This is a genomic window from Glycomyces luteolus, assembly GCF_027622875.1.
In the GTDB taxonomy this organism is placed as follows: Bacteria; Actinomycetota; Actinomycetes; order Mycobacteriales; family Micromonosporaceae; genus Glycomyces; species Glycomyces luteolus.
In genome coordinates this window covers 71349-90953 of record NZ_JAPZVP010000019.1, presented here as the reverse complement: position 1 = coordinate 90953, position 19605 = coordinate 71349, and the positions used below count along the sequence as shown (strand labels likewise).

Genomic DNA, 19605 nt, shown 5'->3' with positions numbered 1-19605 from the left:
CGGGCTCCGCCCCATAGTGCGTCGACCGCGCCCCGACCCCGAACTAAGCTGAGGCCGCAAGCTCAAACCAGTCTCAGAGAGGGGCCGACTGTGCGGATCGCGCGGATCGCTCAACCGACCGGCATGTCGTTCGCCGTCCTGGAAGGCGAGGGGCCCGGCGCCACCGCCGCCGAGATCGAGGGCCACCCGTTCGCGCAGATCAAGCTCACCGGCCAGCGCTGGGCGCTCGAGGACGTGCGGCTGCTCGCCCCGATCCTCCCGTCCAAAGTGGTCTGCGTGGGGCGCAACTACGCCGACCACGCCGCCGAACTCGGCAACGAGGTTCCCAAGGAGCCCCTGCTCTTCCTCAAACCGTCCACTTCGGTGATCGGCCCGAGCGAGCTCATCCGGCTCCCGGCCGTGTCCGACCAGGTCGAGCACGAGGCCGAGCTGGCCGTCGTGATCGGCCTGCACGGCGCCCGCGGCCTCGACCGCGAGGCCGCGAAGGGCGCGATCTACGGCTACACCTGCGCCAACGACGTGACCGCCCGCGACCTGCAGCAGCAGGACGTGCAGTTCACGCGCGCCAAGGGCTTCGATTCGTTCTGCCCGATCGGGCCGTGGATCGAGACCGAGCCGCAGGTCGACATGGCCGACACCGAGATCCGCTGCGAGGTCAACGGTGAGGTGCGGCAGCTCGGCTCGACCAAGGACATGGTCTTCGACCCGGCCGCGATCGTCGCCTACGTGTCGCAGGTGATGACGCTGCTGCCGGGCGACGTGGTGCTCACCGGCACGCCCGCGGGCGTGGGCCCGATCCAGGACGGCGAGACCGTCTCCGTTTCCGTCGCCGGTATCGGCACACTGTCCAACAAGGTGGTTCCCAGTGAGTAACGTCCGCACCCGCTTCTGCCCCAGCCCGACCGGGACCCCGCACGTGGGCCTGGTGCGCACCTGCCTGTTCTCGTGGGGGTACGCCCGGGCCAAGGGCGGCGAGTTCGTGTTCCGCATCGAGGACACCGACGCGGCGCGCGACACCGAGGAGTCCTACAACCAGCTGCTGGAGGCGCTCTCGTGGCTGGGCATGACCTGGGACGAGGGGCCCGACATCGGCGGGCCGTACGCGCCTTACCGGCAGTCGCAGCGGCTCGACATCTACGCCGACGTGATCAAGCGCCTGCTCGACGGCGGTTACGCCTACGAGGCGTTCTCGACCAATGAGGAGGTCGAGGCCCGCCACCGCGCCGCCGGGCGCGACCCGAAGCTCGGCTACGACAACTTCGACCGCGACCTCACCGACGAGCAGAAGGCCGCCTTCCGCGCCGAGGGCCGCAACCCGGTGTACCGGATGCGGATGCCGAGCGAGGACATCACGTTCCGCGACGCGGTGCGCGGCGACGTGACCACCCCGGCCGGCACGGTGCCCGACTACGTGATCGCGCGCGGCGACGGCTCGCCGCTGTACACGCTCACCAACCCGGTGGACGACGCGATCATGAAGGTCAACATGGTGACCCGCGGCGAGGACCTCATGCCCTCGACCCCGCGCCAGATCGTCATGTGGCGCGCGCTGGTCGAGCTGGGCATCGCCGACGCCGAGCCGGAGTACGCGCATCTGCCGCTCATCGTGGACGAGCGCGGCAAGAAGATGTCGAAGCGCGACCCGCGCTCGAACCTCCTGCAATACAAGGAGGCCGGGTACCTGCCCGAGGGCGTGCTCAACTACGTGGCGACGCTCGGCTGGTCGATCTCGGGCGACCGCGACGTGTTCACGGTGGCGGAGTTCCTCGAGGCCTTCGACCTGCACGACGTGAAGTCGAACCCGGCGAGGTTCGACGAGAAGAAGTTCGACGCGATCTGCTCCGACCACTTCCGCTCGGTCGACGCCGGGGAGCTGATCGGCTTGCTCGTGCCGCGCCTCCAGGACGCGGGGCTGCTGGGCGCGGAGGTCACCGCTGAGCAGTCGCATGTGCTCGACGTGGCCGTGCCGCTCGTGCAGGAGCGCTGCGCGACGCTCTCGCAGGCCGTGGAGATGCTGCGGTTCCTGTTCTGCGGCACCGAGGTCGAGCTCGACGAGGACAGCGCGAAGAAGACCTTCAAGGACGACGCGGCGCAGGTGCTGGACGCCTCGATCGCGTCGCTCGAGGGCATCGATTGGACGACCGGGGCGATCGAGGAGGCCCTGAAGGCCGCGCTCGTGGACGGCCTGGGCCTCAAGCCCCGCAAGGCCTTCGGTCCGGTGCGGGTGGCGATCAGCGGCAAGACCGTGTCGCCGCCGCTGTACGAGTCGATGGAGCTCCTGGGCAAGGACGTGAGCCTCGCGCGCCTGCGCGCGGCCCGCGCCTCCCTCTAAGCAGCGCAAGCGAAGCGGCCCCGTCGGCGACGACGGGGCCGCTTCGGGTTCGCATGCCTCCGCTACTGTGCAATGCATGGTACTGTGGATAGCGTGGACAGATCGCAACTGCTCAAGGGCCTGCTCGACATCATCGTGCTGCGCGTCCTCGACCGCCAGGACGGCTACGGGTACGAGATCCTCAACCGGCTGCGCGCCGCGGGCTTCGACGAACTCGGCGACGCCTCGGTCTACGGCACGCTCCGGCGGCTCTACCGCGCCGGCTACCTGTCCACCTATGTGCAGCCGAGCGAGTCGGGACCGCACCGCAAGTACTACTCGCTCACCGAACCCGGCCGGAAGTACCTCCGCCAGGCGCGCGACGCCTGGGAGGACGTGAGCGCCAAGATGCGAGTGCTGTTCGACGTGCCCACGAAAGGTTGACCATGACCGACACCCCCGTGCAGAACGACGTGGCGGCCTACCGCGCCTCGGTCGAGCGCCACCTCGACGACCTGCTCGAGGACATCCGCCAGGACCTCGTCGCGGGCCTGCGCGCGCACCTCGCCGACGTCGCCGCCGACCTGCGTCCCGGCGAGACCCTGGAGCAGCGACTCGGCGGCCACGCGCGGTTCGCCGCCGCGGTCCTCGGCTACAGCCCCGTTCTGGAGCCGTTCCAACAGGACTATGCAACGGCGCCGCCGTCGCGACGGGTCTACACATCATGAGCTTCGCGCCACTGACACCGCAGCTTGAAGAAGGTCAGCCAAGAAGGGCAGCACCATGACCACCACACCCGACCGGTCCACGGAGATCGCGTCCTACCTGGCCGCGGTCGAGCGGCACCTCAACGACCTGCCGACCCACATCCGGCAGGACCTCATGTCCGAACTGGACGCGCACCTGTCCGAGGTCGCCGCCGACCTCGCACCCGGCGCCGCGCTCCGCGACCTCCTCGGCAGCCCCGAGGCCTACGCCCGGGAACTGCGCGACACCGCCGAGGTCGGCAAGGAACCGGTCGGCACCCGCATGCGCCGCAAGCTCTCCGAGACCGCCGCACCGGCCCTCGGCCGGCTGAAAGGCGCCGCGGACCGGTACGCCGCGAGCACCGGCTACGCCGACGCCGCCGAGCTGCGCGAGCGCCTCCGGCCGGGCTGGTGGGTGCTGCGCGGCGCGATCGTGGCGGCCCTGTTCGTCTACTGGCTCTCGGCAGCGCAGTACGGCGTCACCGGCTTCTCGATCTTCGGGTCGATCCCCGGCCTGCTGCTCATGGCCGGCGTCCTGCTGGTCTGCGTGTGGGCCTCGATGCGCCTGGGCGCCAAGTCGATGGACTGGCGCGGCAGGCGCCGCCGCTGGTTGGTCGCCGGAGGCGTCGCGATCGTCGCGCTGGCGGCCTACCAGTTCTCCTGGCTGCTCACCGGCAACTTCCCGGTCCAGTACATCGACACCGCTTCGCAGGAGGGCGACCCGTACGCCTACATCAGCGACATCTACGCCTACGACGAGAACGGCAACCTGCTCACGGGCGTGTACCTGTTCGACCAGGACGGCAACCCGCTGTGGATCGGCGATCCGTACAACTGCCCGGTCGCCGCCGAGAACCCGTTCGACGCCGACTCGACGGTCGAGGAGTACGACTACGACCAGTACGGCAACGCGGTCGAGAGCACCGACGACCGCTACGGCTACCAGTACCCGCTGTGCGTTCCGGGGAGCGAGCTGACCATGCCCGACGGGACGCCGACGCCGGGCGAGGAGCCGACCACCGAGCTCCCCGAGAGCGCCACCCCTTCCGAGGAGGCGACCTCGGGCCCGGAGGAGACGCCGACCGGGGAAGCGGCGACGACGAGCCCTGAGGAGTCGGTGTCGCCGACGCCGGGGGACGACCCGACCAAGTAGCCGCCGCTCGAAACGCGAACCGGCCCCGCCTCGCGGCAGGGCCGGTTTTCCGTCATTCGGCGCAAGTCGGGCATGTTAACGGTCCTTTATGACATTGATCTCAGTGGACCTCCGTCGGAGAAGATCTACCGGGGCGGCGCGGTGTCAATCGGCCGTTCGGAGGACGCCGGACTCCCGGGTCCCAGGAGGGCTGGGGCAGTCGGCGCGATAGCGGCGCTATCGGGCGAGACGGGCACCCGATAGTTTCGCTCGCATGTGGAGATGTGCCGTATTGGCGTGATTACTCAGCGGTACGGCCCGCCGCATTCGTACCCCTAGGGTTGCCCCGATGTTTACCCGCATGAATTCCTCCCGTGCGCGGCACCGAGCTGAAGACCCCCAGCGGCACCCCGCCCGCAAGCGAGTGCTCGTGTCCGCCGCAGCCGTACTCGTCGCCGTCGGCACCGCCAGCAGCGCGAGCGCCGCGATCATCGGCACCGACGACCCGACTCCCGAGGAGCAGGTCGCCGCCGAGATCGTCGCCGACGCCGGAGACGCCGAACACCAGTGGGACCAGGTCGCCCCGATGGAGAGCATCCTCCCCGTCAAGGAGGCCGCCGCGGTCGAGCCGACCGAGAAGACCGAGCCCGCCGAGGTCCCCGAGCCCGTGGTCGAGGAGCCCGCCGAGGAGGAGAGCACCGAGTCCTCCGACAGCGGCCCCAGCGTCGACATCGCCGCCGACTGCTCCGAGTACTCCGGCAACAAGGCCATCGGCTGCACGATGACCCTCGAAGCCGGCTGGGACATGGACGAGGTCGGCTGCCTCATCAGCCTCTGGGACCGCGAGTCCGGCTGGAACGAGTCCGCCTACAACGAGGGCTCGGGCGCCTACGGCATCCCGCAGTCCCTCCCCGGCGACAAGATGGCCTCCCACGGCGACGACTGGGAGACCAACCCGGCCACCCAGATCGCCTGGGGCCTCGACTACATCGACGGCCGCTACGGCAGCCCGTGCGGCGCCTGGTCGCACAGCGAGTCCAACGGCTGGTACTAACCCGCCATAAGCTCGAATCCAGCGGACCCGGAGTTCGCTGACCCGCAAGAGAGGTCTCGGCGCCACGCGCCGGGGCCTCTCGCGCTCAGGACGCGGCCAGCGCGGCCTCCAGCCGGTTGAAGAGGAACAGCAGGCTGCCCTTCAGGTGCGCCTCGTCCTGCGAGCCGTCGCCGGTGAGCGCCGTGAGCGCGTACTGCTCCGTGTAGTCGAGCCGGGTCCCGCCCGCCTCAGGCGCGAGCTCGACGGTCACCAGCGAGACGGTGCGGCGCACGCCGTCGACCTGGAGCTCGTAGCCGAAGACGAGGCGGCTCGGTTCCACGAGGTCGAAGAAGTGCGAGCGCCACTGCACGAGCTCAGGAGTGCCCGACGGGGCGAACAGTGCCCGGGCGCTCTCGCCGCCGCCGACGCGGAAGTCGAGTTCGTGCACGGCGTCCTCGCCGGGGATGCGGAACCAGCGGTCGCGCAGCGGCAGCTCCGCGAAGGCCGACCACACCCGGGCCGAGGGCGCCGCGAGGAGGCGCGAATGCGTCGCCGTGCCGTGGAGGACTTGGTCGAAGCCGTTGTCCGCCAAGACGTCAGGCGCCATAGCCGTCGGTGGTCTCCATGGAGGCCGCCCGCACTGAACGCAGCAGCAGGCGCGGGTCGCCGAGCATCCGCTTCAAGCGGCGTTCGAGGCCCGCGATCGGGGTGAGGTTCTGCGGGGCCCGCGCGTCCTTGTGCGCCGCGGAACCGAGCGGCGGCAGGGCCGCGGCGGTGGCGTCGGCGAGCGCGATCGCCGCCTCCTCGCTCAGCTCGTCGGCGGCTTCGAGCCGCGCGATGCCCGCCCAGCCCCGCGACGAGGTGCCCGGCAGCCGCAGGTACCAGGTGTAGCGCGGCCAGCCCGACATGAGGTGGAAGACCGGGGTGCGCTGGCCGGGACGGAGCCGCTCGACGACGGCGTTCAGTTCGCCCTGCAGGTAGGAGCGGTGGTGGCTCTTGATGTAGCCCACCGAATGCGGCAGGCGGGTGCGCCCGCGCAGGGGGCCGTCGAGGACCGAGAGCTCGGCCTCCATGGTCACGAGCGAGGAGACCTTGGCCTCGAGCTCGGCCATCGCGGTCTGGGCGGTGGCGATGAGCTCGCCCGGGTCGGCCGACTCGGCCTTGCGGAACGGGTATCGGCCGAAGTCCGCGCCCGGGTCGACGGCCGCGAACAGGCCGCGTTCGACCGCGACTTCGACGACGGAGGCCTCGGGGGAGGACTGCCCGCCGAGGTCGCAGGCGACAGCTCCGGCGGCCCAGGAGACGCACACGCCCGGCCAGCGCTCGCCGTTCTCGAACAGTTCGACACGGGCGTCGATGCGGCGCACGCCGTCGACCACGACGATGCGGCGCGGGCCGGTGGCGGGGGCGTCGACCGGGCGCCAGTCGGCGGGTTCGAGCTCGACGCCCGCGTTCACGATCGCCTGGTTCGCGCGCGAGGGCGACTCGGGGTTGTCCGCGAAGGACGGGTCCCAGGCGTCGACGGTGATCTGCAAGGCGCACCTGCTTTCCGGAACGATTGCGGCCCAGCGTACTGCTCGCCGTCGACGCCTGCGCGGCCCGCTAAGGAAACCTCGGTGACCAGTCCGGTCTCGAGCGAGTACACGCCGCCGACCACGGTGAGCTCGCCGTCCGCGACGAGTTCGGCCAGGTTCGGGTGCTCTTTGAGCGCCTGGATGGTCAGGAGGACGTTCGCCTTGATCATCGCGTCGACGGGGTCGCCGGACTCGCCCTTGGCGGCCTCGTAGGCGGGCCTGAGAGCCTCGACGGTCTCGGGGAGGGCGTACTCGTGCTCTTCCAGTTCCGTGCCCTCTTCGGCCGCGAGGAGGGCCTCGTGGGCGGCGGTGACGGCGCCGCACTTCTGGTGGCCGAGGACGACGAGGAGCGGGGCTTCAAGGGCGGCCGGGCCGTAGGAGACGGACTCGGAGACGAGCGGGTCGAAGACGTTCCCGGCGGTGCGGGTGACCATGAGGTCGCCGACGCCGGTGTCGAAGACCAGCTCGGGGCCGACGCGCGAGTCGACGCAGGAGAAGACGGCCGCGCAGGGCTCCTGGCCCTCGGCGAGGGACTCGCGCCATTCGACGTCGGTGTGGGGGTGGACGGGCGCGCCGTCGGCCCAGCGCTGGTTGCCGTCGAGCATGGCGTCCCAGATGTCCGCGGCCGAGTCGAACTCGTGGAGGTCGGGGACGTCCGGGGTCTGGGCCGCGGCGTCTTCGCCGCCGATGCCGCCGCCGTCGGCACTGCAGGCGTCGAGGGCGAGGACTGCGAGGGCGCCGGCGCCGACCGTGCCCGCACCGGTGAGAAGTGCGCGGCGGTTGCCGCGAATGTGAAGTGTGCTCATGTTTGAATAGGTACTTGAACGTTCAAGTTCAACAGAAGGTGAACCGGCTTCATGTGTCCTGCGACATATGCGGATATCGCGGTTGCCGCGGACGGCGCGCATGCGAACGGAACGCGAACGGCATGCTTGCCGCTGCGGAGCTCGGGACCAACGAAATGAACCTACTCCCGCTCCGCGGCGGTTGCCAGAACGAGGACGCGCGGAACCCCGAAAGGGGTGTCAAAAATTCGTCAAGAGCCCGTGACCTGGGTTAACTCCAGGTCTTCTCCACATGAGACCCTTTGGCGTCCTTGGTGACCCGGAACCGCACGGGAACGCGTTCTGCGAGTTCGGTCACATGTGTCACGAGTCCGACGGTGCGCCCGGCGGAGAGCGTGAGCGCCTCCAGCGTGCTCGCCACCGCGTCCAGGGTCTCGGGGTCGAGCGTGCCGAAGCCCTCGTCCAGGATGATCGACTCCAGGCTCGCGCCGTGCCGCGACAGGCTCGCCAGTTGGTCGCTCAGTGCGAGCGCCAATGACAGCGATGCCGCGAAGGTCTCCCCGCCTGAAAGGCTGCGTGCAGGTCGCGGCATGTCCGCGTCGTGGTGGTCGACCACCCAGAAGTCCTGCTCCCGGTACACCAGGTCGTACTGGCCTCCGGTGATGCGGTTGAGCATGACGGTCGCACCCGTCACCAGTTCATCGAGGGCCTCGCTGAGCAGCCACTCCATGAATTTGCGCGCGTCCAGGTGCTTGGCGAGTTCCTTGGCCACCAGTGCCTCTCCGGCGAAGCGGCGCATCTCGGCGTCGAGGTCGATGCGGCGCTTCCGGGCCTGGTCGAGATTGACGGCGTCGGCCCGGGCGACTTCGACGGCGGTCGCGTGGCGGGCCACGTAGTCGCCGCCGGTGCCGTTGCGTGGCACTTCGATGTCGAACTCGCCCAAGGCGAATCGGAGTTCGCTTCGCAGGGTCTCGGCGCGGCCGTCGAGGCCCGCGAGTTCGGTGCGGGCGGCCTCGCGTTCGGCGCCGGCGCGCTCCAGCGAGGCCTCGGCCCAGGCGACGAGCCGTTCCCAGCTCTCGGCCAGGTCGTCTCCGGCGGCGGGCGGGCCGAGCACGGCGACCTGGTCGCGGGCGTGCTGGAACTCCTTCCAGGCCCGCTGCTGGCGCTCGTCGACGGCGGCCTTGCGCTTCTCGGCCTCGCGCAGCGCCCGGCGCGCGGCCTTGAGTGCGGCGCCGGTGCCCGCGAGCTGATGCCGGGCCTCTTCGGAGTCGGTCCGGCGCTGCTGCAGCGCAGCGGGTTCGGGGACGTTCTCGAGCTTCTTCTTCAGCCGCCGCTCGGCGAGCTGCAGTTCGGTGAGGCGCTCCTCGTAGTTCTCGAGCTTCGTCTGGAGCGCGACCACGGCGGCCTGCGCGTCTCGGTACTCCACTGTGGCGGTACGGGAGGCCTCTTCGGCCTGCTGCATCGACTCCGACAGGTCGTGTTCGGGCACCGTCTCCACCGGACGGTCGCAGACCGGGCATTCATCGCCCACTTCCAGTCCCGCTCTGAGGGTCCCGGCGAGTTCGGCCATGCGCACCTTGTGGAGCGCCGCGTGCTGGATCTCGACCTCTTCGGAGGCGGCCTCTTCGAGTTCCTTCGCCTCGGCGAACTGGTCGCGCAGCTCCTCGGTGAGTTCGAGGCCGGTCTTGAGCTTCGATTCGGTCTCGGCGAGTTCGGCCCAGGCCTTGAGCTGCCGCTCGATCAGGCCCAGGTCGAGTCCGTCGAGTTCGGACCGCAGTCGTTCGTCCTCGGTCTCGGTGGCCTCGACCTCGGCGGCCTTCTCGGCGACGGCGGCCGACGCGGCGGCGACCTGCGCGGCGATGTCAGCGACCCCGGACGGCTGCTTGATGTACGTGAGCGAGGCGAGGTTCGCCTCCGCCTCGGTGAGCCTGCGCCGCGCCGCCTCCACCGCTGCGGCGAGCCCGTCGAGCGCGTTCGACTTGTCCCGCACCGGCTCCGAGAGCTTCTCCAGGCGCTCTACGCGTTCGGCGGCGTTCCGGATCTGCTCCTCCGTGACGGGCGCGATCCCGGCGAGCTGCGTCTCGTACGCCTGCCGCTTCGCGTCGGCGTCGACGAAGCGGGTGCGGGCGCGCTGCTGGATGCCGCGGTAGACGCTGTGGCCGAGCAGGTTCTCCAGGATGTTCCGCCGGTCGGCCGAGGAGGCGCGCAGGAACTCCGCGAACTCGCCCTGGGGCAGCAGCACGCATTTGGTGAACTGCTCGAACGGCAGGCCGATGATCCGCTCGGCGGCGGCGTTGACCTCGTTCGGGCTGCCGCCCAGGGCTCTGCCGAGCCCTTCCACGAGCTCGGTGTCCTCGGCCGGGTTCACGCCCTCGGGCAGCTGCTCCATCGCGGCGGTGGTGGTCTTGACCTTGCCGTTGCGGTCGCGCCGCAGGATGCGCGTGGCCACATAGTGCTGCCCGGCCGCGGCGAACACCAGCCGCACCCGCCCCTCCACTGAGGAAGGGGCCAGGGAGTTCTGCGTCGCGGACTTCGGCCAGCGCGGTGTGCGGCCGTACAGCGCGAAGCAGATCGCGTCGAGCACGGTGGACTTGCCGGCGCCGGTGGGCCCGGTGAGCGCGAAGAACTCCGCGTCGGTGAAGTCGAAGGTCTCGGTCCCGGTATAGGAGCCGAAACCCTGGAGGTCCAGTCGGATGGGCCGCATCAGGCCTCCTCGGTGACGGTCTGGGTGTCTTCGTAGAGCTGGGCGAACAGTTTGGTGACGGCGGGGTCGTCGTGCTGGTGCTCGGCGAGGTAGGCGGCGAAGAGGTCGCCGGGGCTGCGGCCGGAGCGCCGTTCGCGGGGCTTGGCGTCGTCGGTGCGCATGACCGGGTCGATGTGGATCTGGACGGCGCGCGGGAAGAGGTCGGCGACCTCGCCGCGCAGTCCGGCGCGGGCGGGTTCGGTGACGAAGACCCGCAGCCAGGCCCGTTCGTCCACTTTCGCCTTGGCGAGCTGGTCGAGGGTGCCGCGCACGGTCTGGAGCGGCACGGCGGCGGTGAGCGGGACAGTGCGGGCGCGGGCGGGGACGCCGGGGGCCACGTCCACGATCGCGACGCTCGGGGTGTGGTCCTCTTCGCCGAAGTCGACGGCGAGCGGCCCGCCGGAGTACCTGATCGGGCAGGGACCGGTGATCGCCTGGGCCTTGTGCAGGTGCCCCAGGGCCACATACGAAGTGGTGGGCGGGAAGATCGCGGCGGGGACGGCGTAGTCGGCGACGGTGTGGACCTCGCGTTCGCCGCCGCCCACTTTGCCGCCCACCACGGTGAGGTGCCCGGTGAAGAGGTTCACGGTGTCGGCGGTGAAGTCCTGGGTGAGCGCGGAGACGAGGCGGCGCAAGTGGTCGGCGTAGTTCGCCTCGGCTCCGGCCGCGCCGAGTTCGAAGAGTTCGGCGGCGCGCACGGCGTGCCGCTGGGCGATGAACGGGAGCGCGGCGCAGCGCCAGCGCTCGCCGCCGCTGGTCTCACCGGTGATGAGGTGGTCGGCGGCTTTGCCGAGGGACCCGCGCAGGTGGATGCCGGCGGCGTGGGCCCAGTGCCGAAGGGCCTCAAGCGCTTTGCCGTTGTCGTGGTTCCCGGCGATGACGACGACTTCGGCGCCGGTGCCGCGCAGGGCGGACAGGGCCGAGAACAGGAGCCGCTGCGATTCGGCCGAGGGCGAGGCGGTGTCGAAGAGGTCACCGGCGACGATCACGAGATCAACTGCTTCTTCGCGGGCCACGTCGACCATCTGCTTGAAGACGGCGCGCTGCTCGTCGAGGCGCGAGCGGCCCTTCATGGTGACGCCGACGTGCCAGTCGGAGGTGTGGAGAATCCGCAAGGCGTGCTCCTGGTCTTCCTAGAAAGGAATGTCGTCTTCGTCGTCACCGGCGAGGTCGAACGGGTCGACCTTGGCGGTGGCGGAGATGGCACGGCCGGGCCGTGCGGTGGCGGGCGCGGACCCGGCCTCGGCGGGGCGGGTGGCCCAGGCGGGGAACGGGAAGTTCACCACGAGCGGCACCGGGAGTTCGGGCTGGGCCACGAACATGGTGCCGGGCTTGGCCATGAGCACGCGCATGCGCTGCGCCTGCGTGAGGAAGCCGTATTCGGGTCGGGTGGCCTCGGCGGCGTCGAGGCGGCCGACGACGCGGATCGCGGAGTTGGAGGCGATGCGACGCTCCACCTCGGACGCGGTCTGCTGGGCGCCGATGAGGATGACCCCGAGGGAGCGCCCGCGTTCGGCGATGTCGAGCAGGATGTCCTTGATGGGGCTGGTGCCCTCGCGCGGCGCGTATTTGTTGAGCTCGTCGAGGACGACGAACTGGAGCGGCCGCGCCGTGCCGGCCTTCTCCTTGCGCTCGAACTCGGTGCGGAGCACGACGCCGACGACGAAGCGCTGGGCCCGGTCGGGCAGGTTGTGCAGGTCCACCACGGTGACCTGCGCCTCCGAGGTGAGCACGGCGCCCTTCGGCGGCAGGTCGCCGCGGATGAGCCGCCCGATGTCGCGGCCGGAGGCGATGAGGCGGCGGATGAACGCGTTCACCGTGCCGAGGCCGATCGCCGAACCCGCCCATTCGGTGCGGGTCTCGTCGTCGGAGAGGCGCTCGCAGATGAGGTCGACGAGGTCGCGGTAGCTGGTGAGGAGCCGCCCGTCGACGCTGATGGCGCCGTTGTCCTTGGGGCGGGCCTCTTTCCGCAGCCGGGCGGCGACCTGGTGGACGACCATCGTGTACTGCTGGCGGTCGTCGTCGCCGTCGGCGAACACGAACGGCAGCAGGTTCAGCTGGCAGAACTCGGCGAGGGTCCAGTAGAACGCGTCCACGCCGGTGGACCGGCAGGCCACGTCCGGGATGCCGTTGGAGTCGCCCTCGCGCGGCGGCGCGAGCACCTCCACGGATTTGAACGCGCCGGGCTCCATGCCGAGGCGGCGGTACGAGTCGCGCACGGTGTCGTCGATCTTCGTGTTGTCGTGGTCGAGGAGCAGCAGGTCCTCGCCCTTGACGTTGAAGATGAGCGCCTTCGTGTTCGCGGCCTCCGCGCCGAGCGCGCCGGAGTGGAGGAGCGAGTAGAGCATCCAGGTCGCGAACGAGGTCTTCGTGGCGACGCCCGAGATGCCCGAGATGGAGACGTGCGCGCCCCTCGTGCCGTCGAGGAAGTCCGGGTTGAGGAACACCGGCTGGCCGTCGCGCGAGAACCCGAGCGGCACCTGGCGGGCCATGCCGTCGAAGTACAGGGCACGGTCGCGGTCCTCACCGGAGGCGCGCTGGACCTCGGCGCCCGGGCGCGGCGGCACGAACACCTCCGGCTCCACACGGGTCACGGTGACCTCGGCGGCCTCCTGCACCTGCGCGGGGAGCAGGCCCCCGGCGATGTCGAACACGTCCGAGTCGAACTGCGCCCCTTCGTGACGCGAGCGCACCGAGGTGACCACGCCGGAGATGCGGACCGTGCCGACCCCGGGCACCTGGCGTTCGGTGGTGAGCACGTCGTCGAGCTGGGCGTACGCCTCCGGCCCGACCCCGACCCAGAACGACAGGGGCGTCGCGTCCTCCGTGCCGAGCACGCGGCCCACCGATTCACTCATCGGTCGATCCTCGCACGTAGCGCAGGATGAGATTGCCCCCGGCTTCGATGACGTGTCGCAGCTCGAGGCGCCTGGCCTCGGCGGTCTCGCGGCCCTCGGCGATGCGGACCGCTCCGGCTCCGGCGAGCAGCGGCGAGAGCGTCAGGTCGAGCTCGTCGACCTGGTCTTCGGCGATGAGCTCGCCGAAGACGCGCGGCCCGCCTTCACAGAGGATCTGGCCCATGCCCCGCTCGCGCAGGACCCCCATCGCGCCCTTGAGATTCACCGTGCCGACGCCGGTCTCGATGATGTCGGCGACTTCGCGGAGCGGTTCGATCCGCGCCTCCGGAAGGTCTCGCGGGCAGATCACGATCGGGCGCCGCGGCGCCTCGGCGAAGATCCCCGCGCGGGGGCTGAGCCGCGAGAGCGTGCGGGACACGATCGCCATCACCGGGACCTCGGGCAGGCCCTGCGCCCGTCGCCAGGCCATTCGTTCGGGGGAGAGGACCAGCGGCCCGTACCCTTCGGCGAGAACGGTCCCGGACCCCGCGACGAGCACGTCGCAGCGCGCCCGCAGGACCTTGAACACCCGCTTGTCCTCCGCGCCCGACAGCGGGCCGGAGAGGCCCTCCAGGGTCGCCGCGCCGTCGGCGCTGGAGACGAAGTTGACCCGCAGCCAATCCGGCGCGAGCGGCGCGTACGCCGCGTAGACCTCGTCGTCAGTCATCTCATCGAGTTTTCGGAACCGCACCTCTGCCACGGCCAAAAGGTAGCCCACGGCCCCGACAACCGCGCACTTCGCCACGGACGAAGCGATCTATCAGAGCATTCGTCGGCGCCAATCGGGTGCATCAGTCGCCGAGGACCTGCTCCAGATACGGGTTCGAGAAGCGGCGGTCGGGGTCGACCTCTTTCCTCACTGCGAGGAAGTCGTCGAAGCGCTCGTACAGGTCGCCGAGGCGCTTAGCGTCGAGCGAGTGCATCTTGCCCCAGTGCGGGCGCCCGTCCACCGCGTCGAAGATCGCCGCGCAGTCCTTGAAATACGCCTCGTGGTCGTGCCGGTGGTACTGGTGCACCGCCACATACGCAGTGCGCCGCCCCTGCGCCGTCGAGAGCCATACGTCGTCCGCCGCCGCGAACCGCACCTCGACCGGGAACGACACGAGATGCCGCTCCCGCTCGACCATCGCCTGCAGCTCCCGCAGCACGCCCGGCAGCGCCTCGCGCGGCAGCGCGTACTCCATCTCCCGGAACACCACCGACCGCGGCGACGTGAAGACCCGGTGCGACACGTCCGTGTACTCCCGGGCGCTCCACACCCGCCCGGCGAGGCGGTTCAGGCCCGGCACCATTCCCGGGAACCGCGCCCCCACCCGGTTGCTCGCCTCGAACAGCGCGTTCTCGGTGAAGCCCTCGCTCCACCAGTACGACAGGCGGCTCGGCGCCCGGCTCGGCTCCGACATCGCGTACCGGTTGTTCCGCTTCGTCAACGTCCGCTCGGTGTGCGGGAACCAGTAGAACTCGAAATGGTCGTTCTCTGACACCAGCCCGTCGAGGTCGCCGAGCACCGCGTCGAGCCGCTCGGGCCGCTCGACCGCCTTCAGCCGGAACGCCGGGACGCACTGCAGCGTCACCTCCGCGATCACCCCGAGCGCCCCGAGGCCGAGCCTCGCCGCAGCGAACAAGTCCGGCCGCTCAAACTCCGTGCACTGTACGATCGATCCGTCCGCGAGGACCAGCTTCAATCCCTTGACCTGCCACGCGAACCCGCGGTACCGGTCCCCGGTCCCGTGCGTCCCCGTCGAGATCGCTCCCGAGATCGTCTGCCGGTCGATGTCGCCCATGTTCTCCAGCGCCAACCCGTGCGCGTCGAGGATCGCGTTCAACCGCCACAGCGGCATCCCCGCCTCCACGGTCACGAGCCCGGTCCGCGGCCCAACCTGCACCACCTGGTCGAGACCGCCCATGTCGACCTGCACGCCGTCCGCCACCGCGATACCGCTGAACGAATGCCCCGCGCCCACCGCCTTCACGCGCAACCCGTCAGACGCCGCCGCGGTCACCGCCGCGGACAGCTCCTCGACACTGCCGGGTCTGACGGTGCGGGCGGGGTCGGCGATCTCGGTGCCCGACCAGTTATGCCAGATCGAGGTTCCCACGGCAGCTCCCATAGCCACTCCGGTTGAATGTGAGGCGAACTTCACGGTAGCTTTCATCTAACCCCAATTGAGCTGCCGAAGGGAAGTCGGATGGGCTACCAGCGAGCTACCGGGGTCGATGCCCCCGCCGCACTCGAACACCGGTTCGCCGAACTCGGCCGCGCCACCGCCGGACTCCAACCCCCGTTCGCCGTCGTCGACCTCGGCGCCTTCGACACCAACGCGGCCATCCTGCGCCGCAACGCCATCGGCAAACCACTGCGGCTGGCCAGCAAATCCCTGCGCTGCCGCGCCCTCATGCGCCGCGCCCTCGCCGGGCCCGGATTCAAAGGCATCCTCGGCTTCACCCTCCCCGAAGCACTCTGGCTCGCCGAGGAGTTCGACGACATCGTCGTCGCCTATCCGACCGCCGACACGGACGCGCTCCGCGCGCTGGCCGCCGACGACGAGCTCGCCCGCCGCATCACGCTCATGGTCGACTCGGTCGAGCACCTCGACTTCCTGCGCCGCCATGTCGAGCCGAACCCGTCGCGGCCGCTGCGGCTGTGCCTCGAACTCGACGTCTCGCTCGAACTGCTCGGCGGCCGCGTCCACATCGGCGCGCACCGCTCCCCGGTGCGCACGCCCGAGCACGCGCTCGACATGGCCCACGAGATCGACAAGCGCCCGGGCGTCGACCTCGTCGGCATCATGGGCTACGAAGGCCAGATCGCGGGGGTCCAGGACGCCTTCTCGGCTGCGGCGCTGAAGTATCCGCTGGTGCGGCTCATGCAGCGCGTCTCGCGGATCGAGCTCGCCGAGCGCCGCGCCGAGGCCGTGGCCGCCGTGCGCAGCGTCGCCGACCTCGAATTCGTGAACGGCGGCGGCACCGGCTCGGTCATCTCGACCGCCGCGGACCCGTCGGTCACCGAGATCGCCGCGGGGTCCGGCCTGTACTCGCCCGCTCTCTTCGACGGCTACCGCTCGATCCGCCCGATCCCGGCCGCGTTCTTCGCCCTGCCGGTCGTGAGGCGCCCGCGACCGGGCATCGTCACCGCCCTCGGCGGCGGCTGGGTCGCCTCGGGCGTGCCGGGCCCGGACCGGCTCCCGAAGCCGACGTTCCCCTCCGGCATGCGCTTTTCGAAGACCGAGGGCGCGGGCGAGGTCCAGACCCCGCTCAAGGGCCGCGCGGCCGACGGCCTCGCCATCGGCGACCGCGTGTGGATGCGCCACGCCAAGGCCGGTGAACTGGCCGAACGCGTCAACACCATCCACCTCGTCAGGAACGGCGAAGTCGTCGCCGAGGTCCCGACCTACCGCGGCGAGGGCCACGCCTTCGCCTGAGCGCGGACTCGCCCGAGTGTCGCGACGCCTTGGGCCGCAACGCACCAGGTCGCGGCGTCTTGGGGGCGACATTCCGAGCCGTTACGCCGACACCCTGTGCCGCAATGCAAAGGGCCCGGAGAGACGATCATGTCCCTCCGGGCCCGTTCGCTTTGCAGCGATCAGTCGTCGTCGCGGCCGCCACCGCCACCGCCACCGCCGCCGCCACCGCCGCCGCCGCCACCACCGGGCTGGCACAGGCCGAGCATCTGCGATATCGGGTCGCAGGTCTCCTGACCCGGGGGCGTCGCCCGCGCGCACCGCGAGTCGGTCGGGTTCGCCGCGCAGTACTGGCTGTCGGCGTCGATCGTGCCGTCCTCGTTGAGGATGTCGTCCACGATGGGCGAGCCGACGGGGGTCGCCTCCTGCCAGCTCTCCTTCTCGTAGCCCTTCACCTCGATCGTGGCCTCCATGAACTGCTTCCAGACCGGATAGCTCAAGGTGCCACCGAAGACGTCGTCGGTGCCGCCGTCCTCGTTCAGCAGCGGCGCGGATTCGGCCGTGGCGTTGCCGACCCACGCGGCGATGCTCATCTGCGGGATCGCGCCGACGTACCAGGTGTGGGCGTTGGCGTCTTCGTATCCTTCGGCCGTGGCCTCCCAGGTACCGGTCTTGCCGGTGTAGGCCCGGTCGATCGCGCCGGCGTCACCGTCGATGGTCGAGCCCACGTACTGGAGGTTCCGCGCGATGCCCGCGTCGAGCGCCGGGGTCTCCTCCAGCTCTCGGATCGGCTTCACCTCAGTGCCGTCCTTCTTGTACACGGCCTCCACGAAGTGGGTCTCCACGGCGGTGCCGTCGTTCGCGATGGTCGCGTAGACGGTCGCCATGTCCAGCACCGAGGTCGGGTACTGGCCGAAGCCGATCTGGTAGTCGAACGGGCTGCGGGGGTCGTCGAGGTTGAGCGGGGTCCGGACCGGCTGCTCGTTGTCGTCCAGGCCGTTGACCGAGGCCAGCGGGTCGATGTTGCCGTTGGGGTCGGTCTCGTAGCTCCCGTCGGCCTTCTCGACGACGTTGTGCAGCGAGTAGGTGATCGTGCCGTCGTCCTCGATGTAGAACCGGTAGATGTTGCCCGTGGACTGGTCCTGCATGGTCCGCAGGCCCATCTCGATGGCGTTGACGAGGATCGCCGTCGCCCCGTAGTCCTCGGCGATGGCGTACATCGGGGTGTTGCGCGACTGGCGCACGGCCTCGGTCAGGGTCATGTCGACGTTCTCGATCCGCCCGGCGTTCGAGAGCTCGCCGTCGTTGGTGTCGCCGAGGCTCTCGAACTTGCGCGGCGAGTCCGAGTTCCACCACGAGTCGATCGAGGCGCCGTTCTCGATCGCCGTCGCCGCCGTGATCATCTTGAACGTCGACGAGGGCGGGTGCGGGTTCTCTATGCCGGCCTTGTCGATGCCGAGGCCGTTGATGCCGCCGAAGTAGCCGCGGACGGCGCCGGTGCCCGGCTCGACGGCGGCCACCGCGTCGGCCATCGACGGGTGGTAATTCCTGAGCGCGGCGTTGTCGTTGTCGTTCTCGAACTCGAAGAAGTCGTCTTCGTTGCGGTACTCGGCCGCTTCCTCCCTGGTGTCGACGACCTCGTTGTTCTCGTCGACCCACTGGTCGTTCTCGTTCTTCTGGCGTTTGAGGTCGCCGCGGCTGGCGGTCGCTACGGCGGCGGCCTGCACGTCCTTGTCGATGGTGAGCGCCACGGTGTACCCGCCGGTGCCCTCCTTCTCGCCGTAGAACTGGTCCTGCGTGAGGCCGTAGCGGCTCTCCAGTTCGTCCCAGATGTAGCCGTCGTTCGGGTTGGTGATGAACCCGGTCGAGGTGTCGTGGCCCCAGGAACCCGGGTTCTCGAGGGCGATCTGGGTTTCGGGCATCCCGGCCTCGAGTTCCGCCTGGATCGCCGCGCGCTGGTCCTCCTTGATCTCGTCCTTCAGCGTGAGCAGGGTCTCCATGCCGAACGTCCAGCGGTCGAGCGGGGCGGTGCTGCCCTCTTCGGCCACGCGCGGGTCGAACGAGCCGTCACCGGCCTTGACCTGCATGACCAGCATCATGCCCTCGCCCCAGGTGAGGTCTTCGACCTTCTTGTTGAACCACACTTCGGCGGCGGCCTCGATGCCGTAGGCGCCGCGGCCGTAGAAGTTGAGGTTGAGGTAGTGGAGGAGGATCGTCTCCTTGGAGTTGTCCTGCTCGAGCTTCATGGCCATGACGGCCTCGCGGGCCTTGCGGCCGTAGGAGATGTCGCCGCGGATGTCCGTGACCATGCCCGCGTACTGCTGGCTGATGGTCGAGGCGCCCTGCGTGTCGCCGCCCTTGAGGTTGTTGATGAGGGCGCGCATGGTGCCCTTGTAGTCGACGCCCTCGTGCTCGAAGTAGTCCTTGTCCTCCAAGGCGAGCAGCGACCAGATGACCTGGTCGGGGATCTCCTTGTAGTCGTCGACCAGCTTGCGGGTGAACTCGCCGTACCCGGCGATCTGGGTCTCGCCGTCGGAGTAGGTGAAGGTGGTGGACTCGCCGAACTTGAGGTCTTCCGGGGCGGGGACGCTCTGGAAGAACCAGGACCCGGCCACGGTGATCGCGCCGAGCATCATGAGGCACGCCATGATGAGGGCCGCGTAGACGCGGCGGCGGCGCACGGACATCTTCTTCCGGCGGCCCTGCTTCGGGGCGCCGGGGACAGGCTTGGGCTTCGCGGCACCGACCACCGACGCACGGCCCATGTTGCCGCCGCCGGCGACGGACGGCGGGCCCACCGGCGGACCCACCGGCGGGCCGGAAGGGGGACCGGCCGGTCGGTATGGGGCAGGGTGCTGAAAGTCGCTCATGCTCAACCATCCACGAGTTGTGAGGTGCCGACCCGCGGCGTGCGGACTGCGTTCGGCTTCCGCGAGCGCCGCCGAGGAGCAGGGAGGCCGACGCCCGCAGAACCTTGGATGTT

Annotated in this window: 16 protein-coding genes; 7 read left to right on the top strand and 9 right to left on the bottom strand. The window is 70.1% G+C overall.

Features of this window, described 5'->3' with window-relative positions; all coding sequences use genetic code 11:
• Positions 1 to 90 precede the first annotated feature (90 nt).
• From O1R50_RS21000 to O1R50_RS20975, 6 genes are all read left to right on the top strand, one after another.
• Complete coding sequence (locus O1R50_RS21000) at positions 91 to 873, top strand: fumarylacetoacetate hydrolase family protein (protein ID WP_270112159.1); 783 nt, start codon at positions 91 to 93, stop codon at positions 871 to 873.
• Entirely contained in the window at positions 866 to 2332 is a 1467-nt protein-coding gene (gene gltX / locus O1R50_RS20995) for a glutamate--tRNA ligase (RefSeq protein WP_270112157.1), read from the top strand. Before O1R50_RS21000 ends, gltX begins: the two co-directional genes overlap by 8 nt.
• A 93-nt stretch (positions 2333 to 2425) precedes the next feature.
• Complete coding sequence (locus O1R50_RS20990) at positions 2426 to 2755, top strand: PadR family transcriptional regulator (protein ID WP_270112156.1); 330 nt, start codon at positions 2426 to 2428, stop codon at positions 2753 to 2755.
• 2 nt (positions 2756 to 2757) lie between these two features.
• Entirely contained in the window at positions 2758 to 3039 is a 282-nt protein-coding gene (locus O1R50_RS20985) for a hypothetical protein (protein ID WP_270112155.1), read from the top strand.
• Between the two features lie 55 nt (positions 3040 to 3094).
• Positions 3095 to 4210 (top strand): HAAS signaling domain-containing protein, encoded by a 1116-nt coding sequence (locus O1R50_RS20980; RefSeq protein ID WP_270112154.1) that lies wholly within the window; start codon positions 3095 to 3097, stop codon positions 4208 to 4210.
• Between the two features lie 340 nt (positions 4211 to 4550).
• Positions 4551 to 5243: an aggregation-promoting factor C-terminal-like domain-containing protein gene (locus O1R50_RS20975; protein WP_270112153.1), complete on the top strand. Its 693-nt coding sequence runs from the start codon at positions 4551 to 4553 to the stop codon at positions 5241 to 5243.
• Positions 5244 to 5328: 85 nt separating this feature from the next.
• Here O1R50_RS20975 and O1R50_RS20970 read toward each other — a convergent pair whose 3' ends face one another.
• From O1R50_RS20970 to O1R50_RS20935, 8 genes are all read right to left on the bottom strand, one after another.
• Positions 5329 to 5829, bottom strand: a complete 501-nt coding sequence (locus O1R50_RS20970) for an SRPBCC domain-containing protein (RefSeq protein WP_270112152.1) — start codon at positions 5827 to 5829, stop codon at positions 5329 to 5331.
• A complete protein-coding gene (locus O1R50_RS20965) occupies positions 5819 to 6757 on the bottom strand; it encodes a hypothetical protein (protein ID WP_270112151.1) in 939 nt (312 codons plus the stop codon). Before O1R50_RS20965 ends, O1R50_RS20970 begins: the two co-directional genes overlap by 11 nt.
• Entirely contained in the window at positions 6676 to 7602 is a 927-nt protein-coding gene (locus O1R50_RS20960) for a carbonic anhydrase (protein ID WP_270112149.1), read from the bottom strand. The genes O1R50_RS20965 and O1R50_RS20960 overlap by 82 nt, the downstream gene beginning before the upstream one ends.
• A 250-nt stretch (positions 7603 to 7852) precedes the next feature.
• A complete protein-coding gene (locus O1R50_RS20955; RefSeq protein ID WP_270112148.1) occupies positions 7853 to 10285 on the bottom strand; it encodes an SMC family ATPase in 2433 nt (810 codons plus the stop codon).
• Positions 10285 to 11439 carry an exonuclease SbcCD subunit D gene (locus O1R50_RS20950; RefSeq protein ID WP_270112146.1) on the bottom strand — a complete coding sequence of 385 codons (1155 nt, stop codon included), beginning with the start codon at positions 11437 to 11439 and terminating at the stop codon, positions 10285 to 10287. The genes O1R50_RS20955 and O1R50_RS20950 overlap by 1 nt, the downstream gene beginning before the upstream one ends.
• A gap of 18 nt (positions 11440 to 11457) precedes the next feature.
• On the bottom strand, positions 11458 to 13182 hold the full coding sequence (locus O1R50_RS20945; protein WP_205327924.1) for an ATP-binding protein: 1725 nt from the start codon (positions 13180 to 13182) through the stop codon (positions 11458 to 11460).
• Complete coding sequence (locus tag O1R50_RS20940) at positions 13175 to 13888, bottom strand: pyrimidine reductase family protein (protein WP_270112145.1); 714 nt, start codon at positions 13886 to 13888, stop codon at positions 13175 to 13177. The genes O1R50_RS20945 and O1R50_RS20940 overlap by 8 nt, the downstream gene beginning before the upstream one ends.
• A 124-nt stretch (positions 13889 to 14012) precedes the next feature.
• Positions 14013 to 15332 carry a D-arabinono-1,4-lactone oxidase gene (locus tag O1R50_RS20935; protein WP_456298967.1) on the bottom strand — a complete coding sequence of 440 codons (1320 nt, stop codon included), beginning with the start codon at positions 15330 to 15332 and terminating at the stop codon, positions 14013 to 14015.
• Between the two features lie 78 nt (positions 15333 to 15410).
• Between O1R50_RS20935 and O1R50_RS20930 the strand changes: the two genes are divergently transcribed.
• Positions 15411 to 16643 (top strand): amino acid deaminase/aldolase, encoded by a 1233-nt coding sequence (locus tag O1R50_RS20930; protein ID WP_270112142.1) that lies wholly within the window; start codon positions 15411 to 15413, stop codon positions 16641 to 16643.
• Between the two features lie 161 nt (positions 16644 to 16804).
• Here O1R50_RS20930 and O1R50_RS20925 read toward each other — a convergent pair whose 3' ends face one another.
• Positions 16805 to 19420, bottom strand: coding sequence for a transglycosylase domain-containing protein (locus O1R50_RS20925; protein WP_270112140.1), 2616 nt, complete (start codon positions 19418 to 19420; stop codon positions 16805 to 16807).
• Positions 19421 to 19605 lie beyond the last annotated feature (185 nt).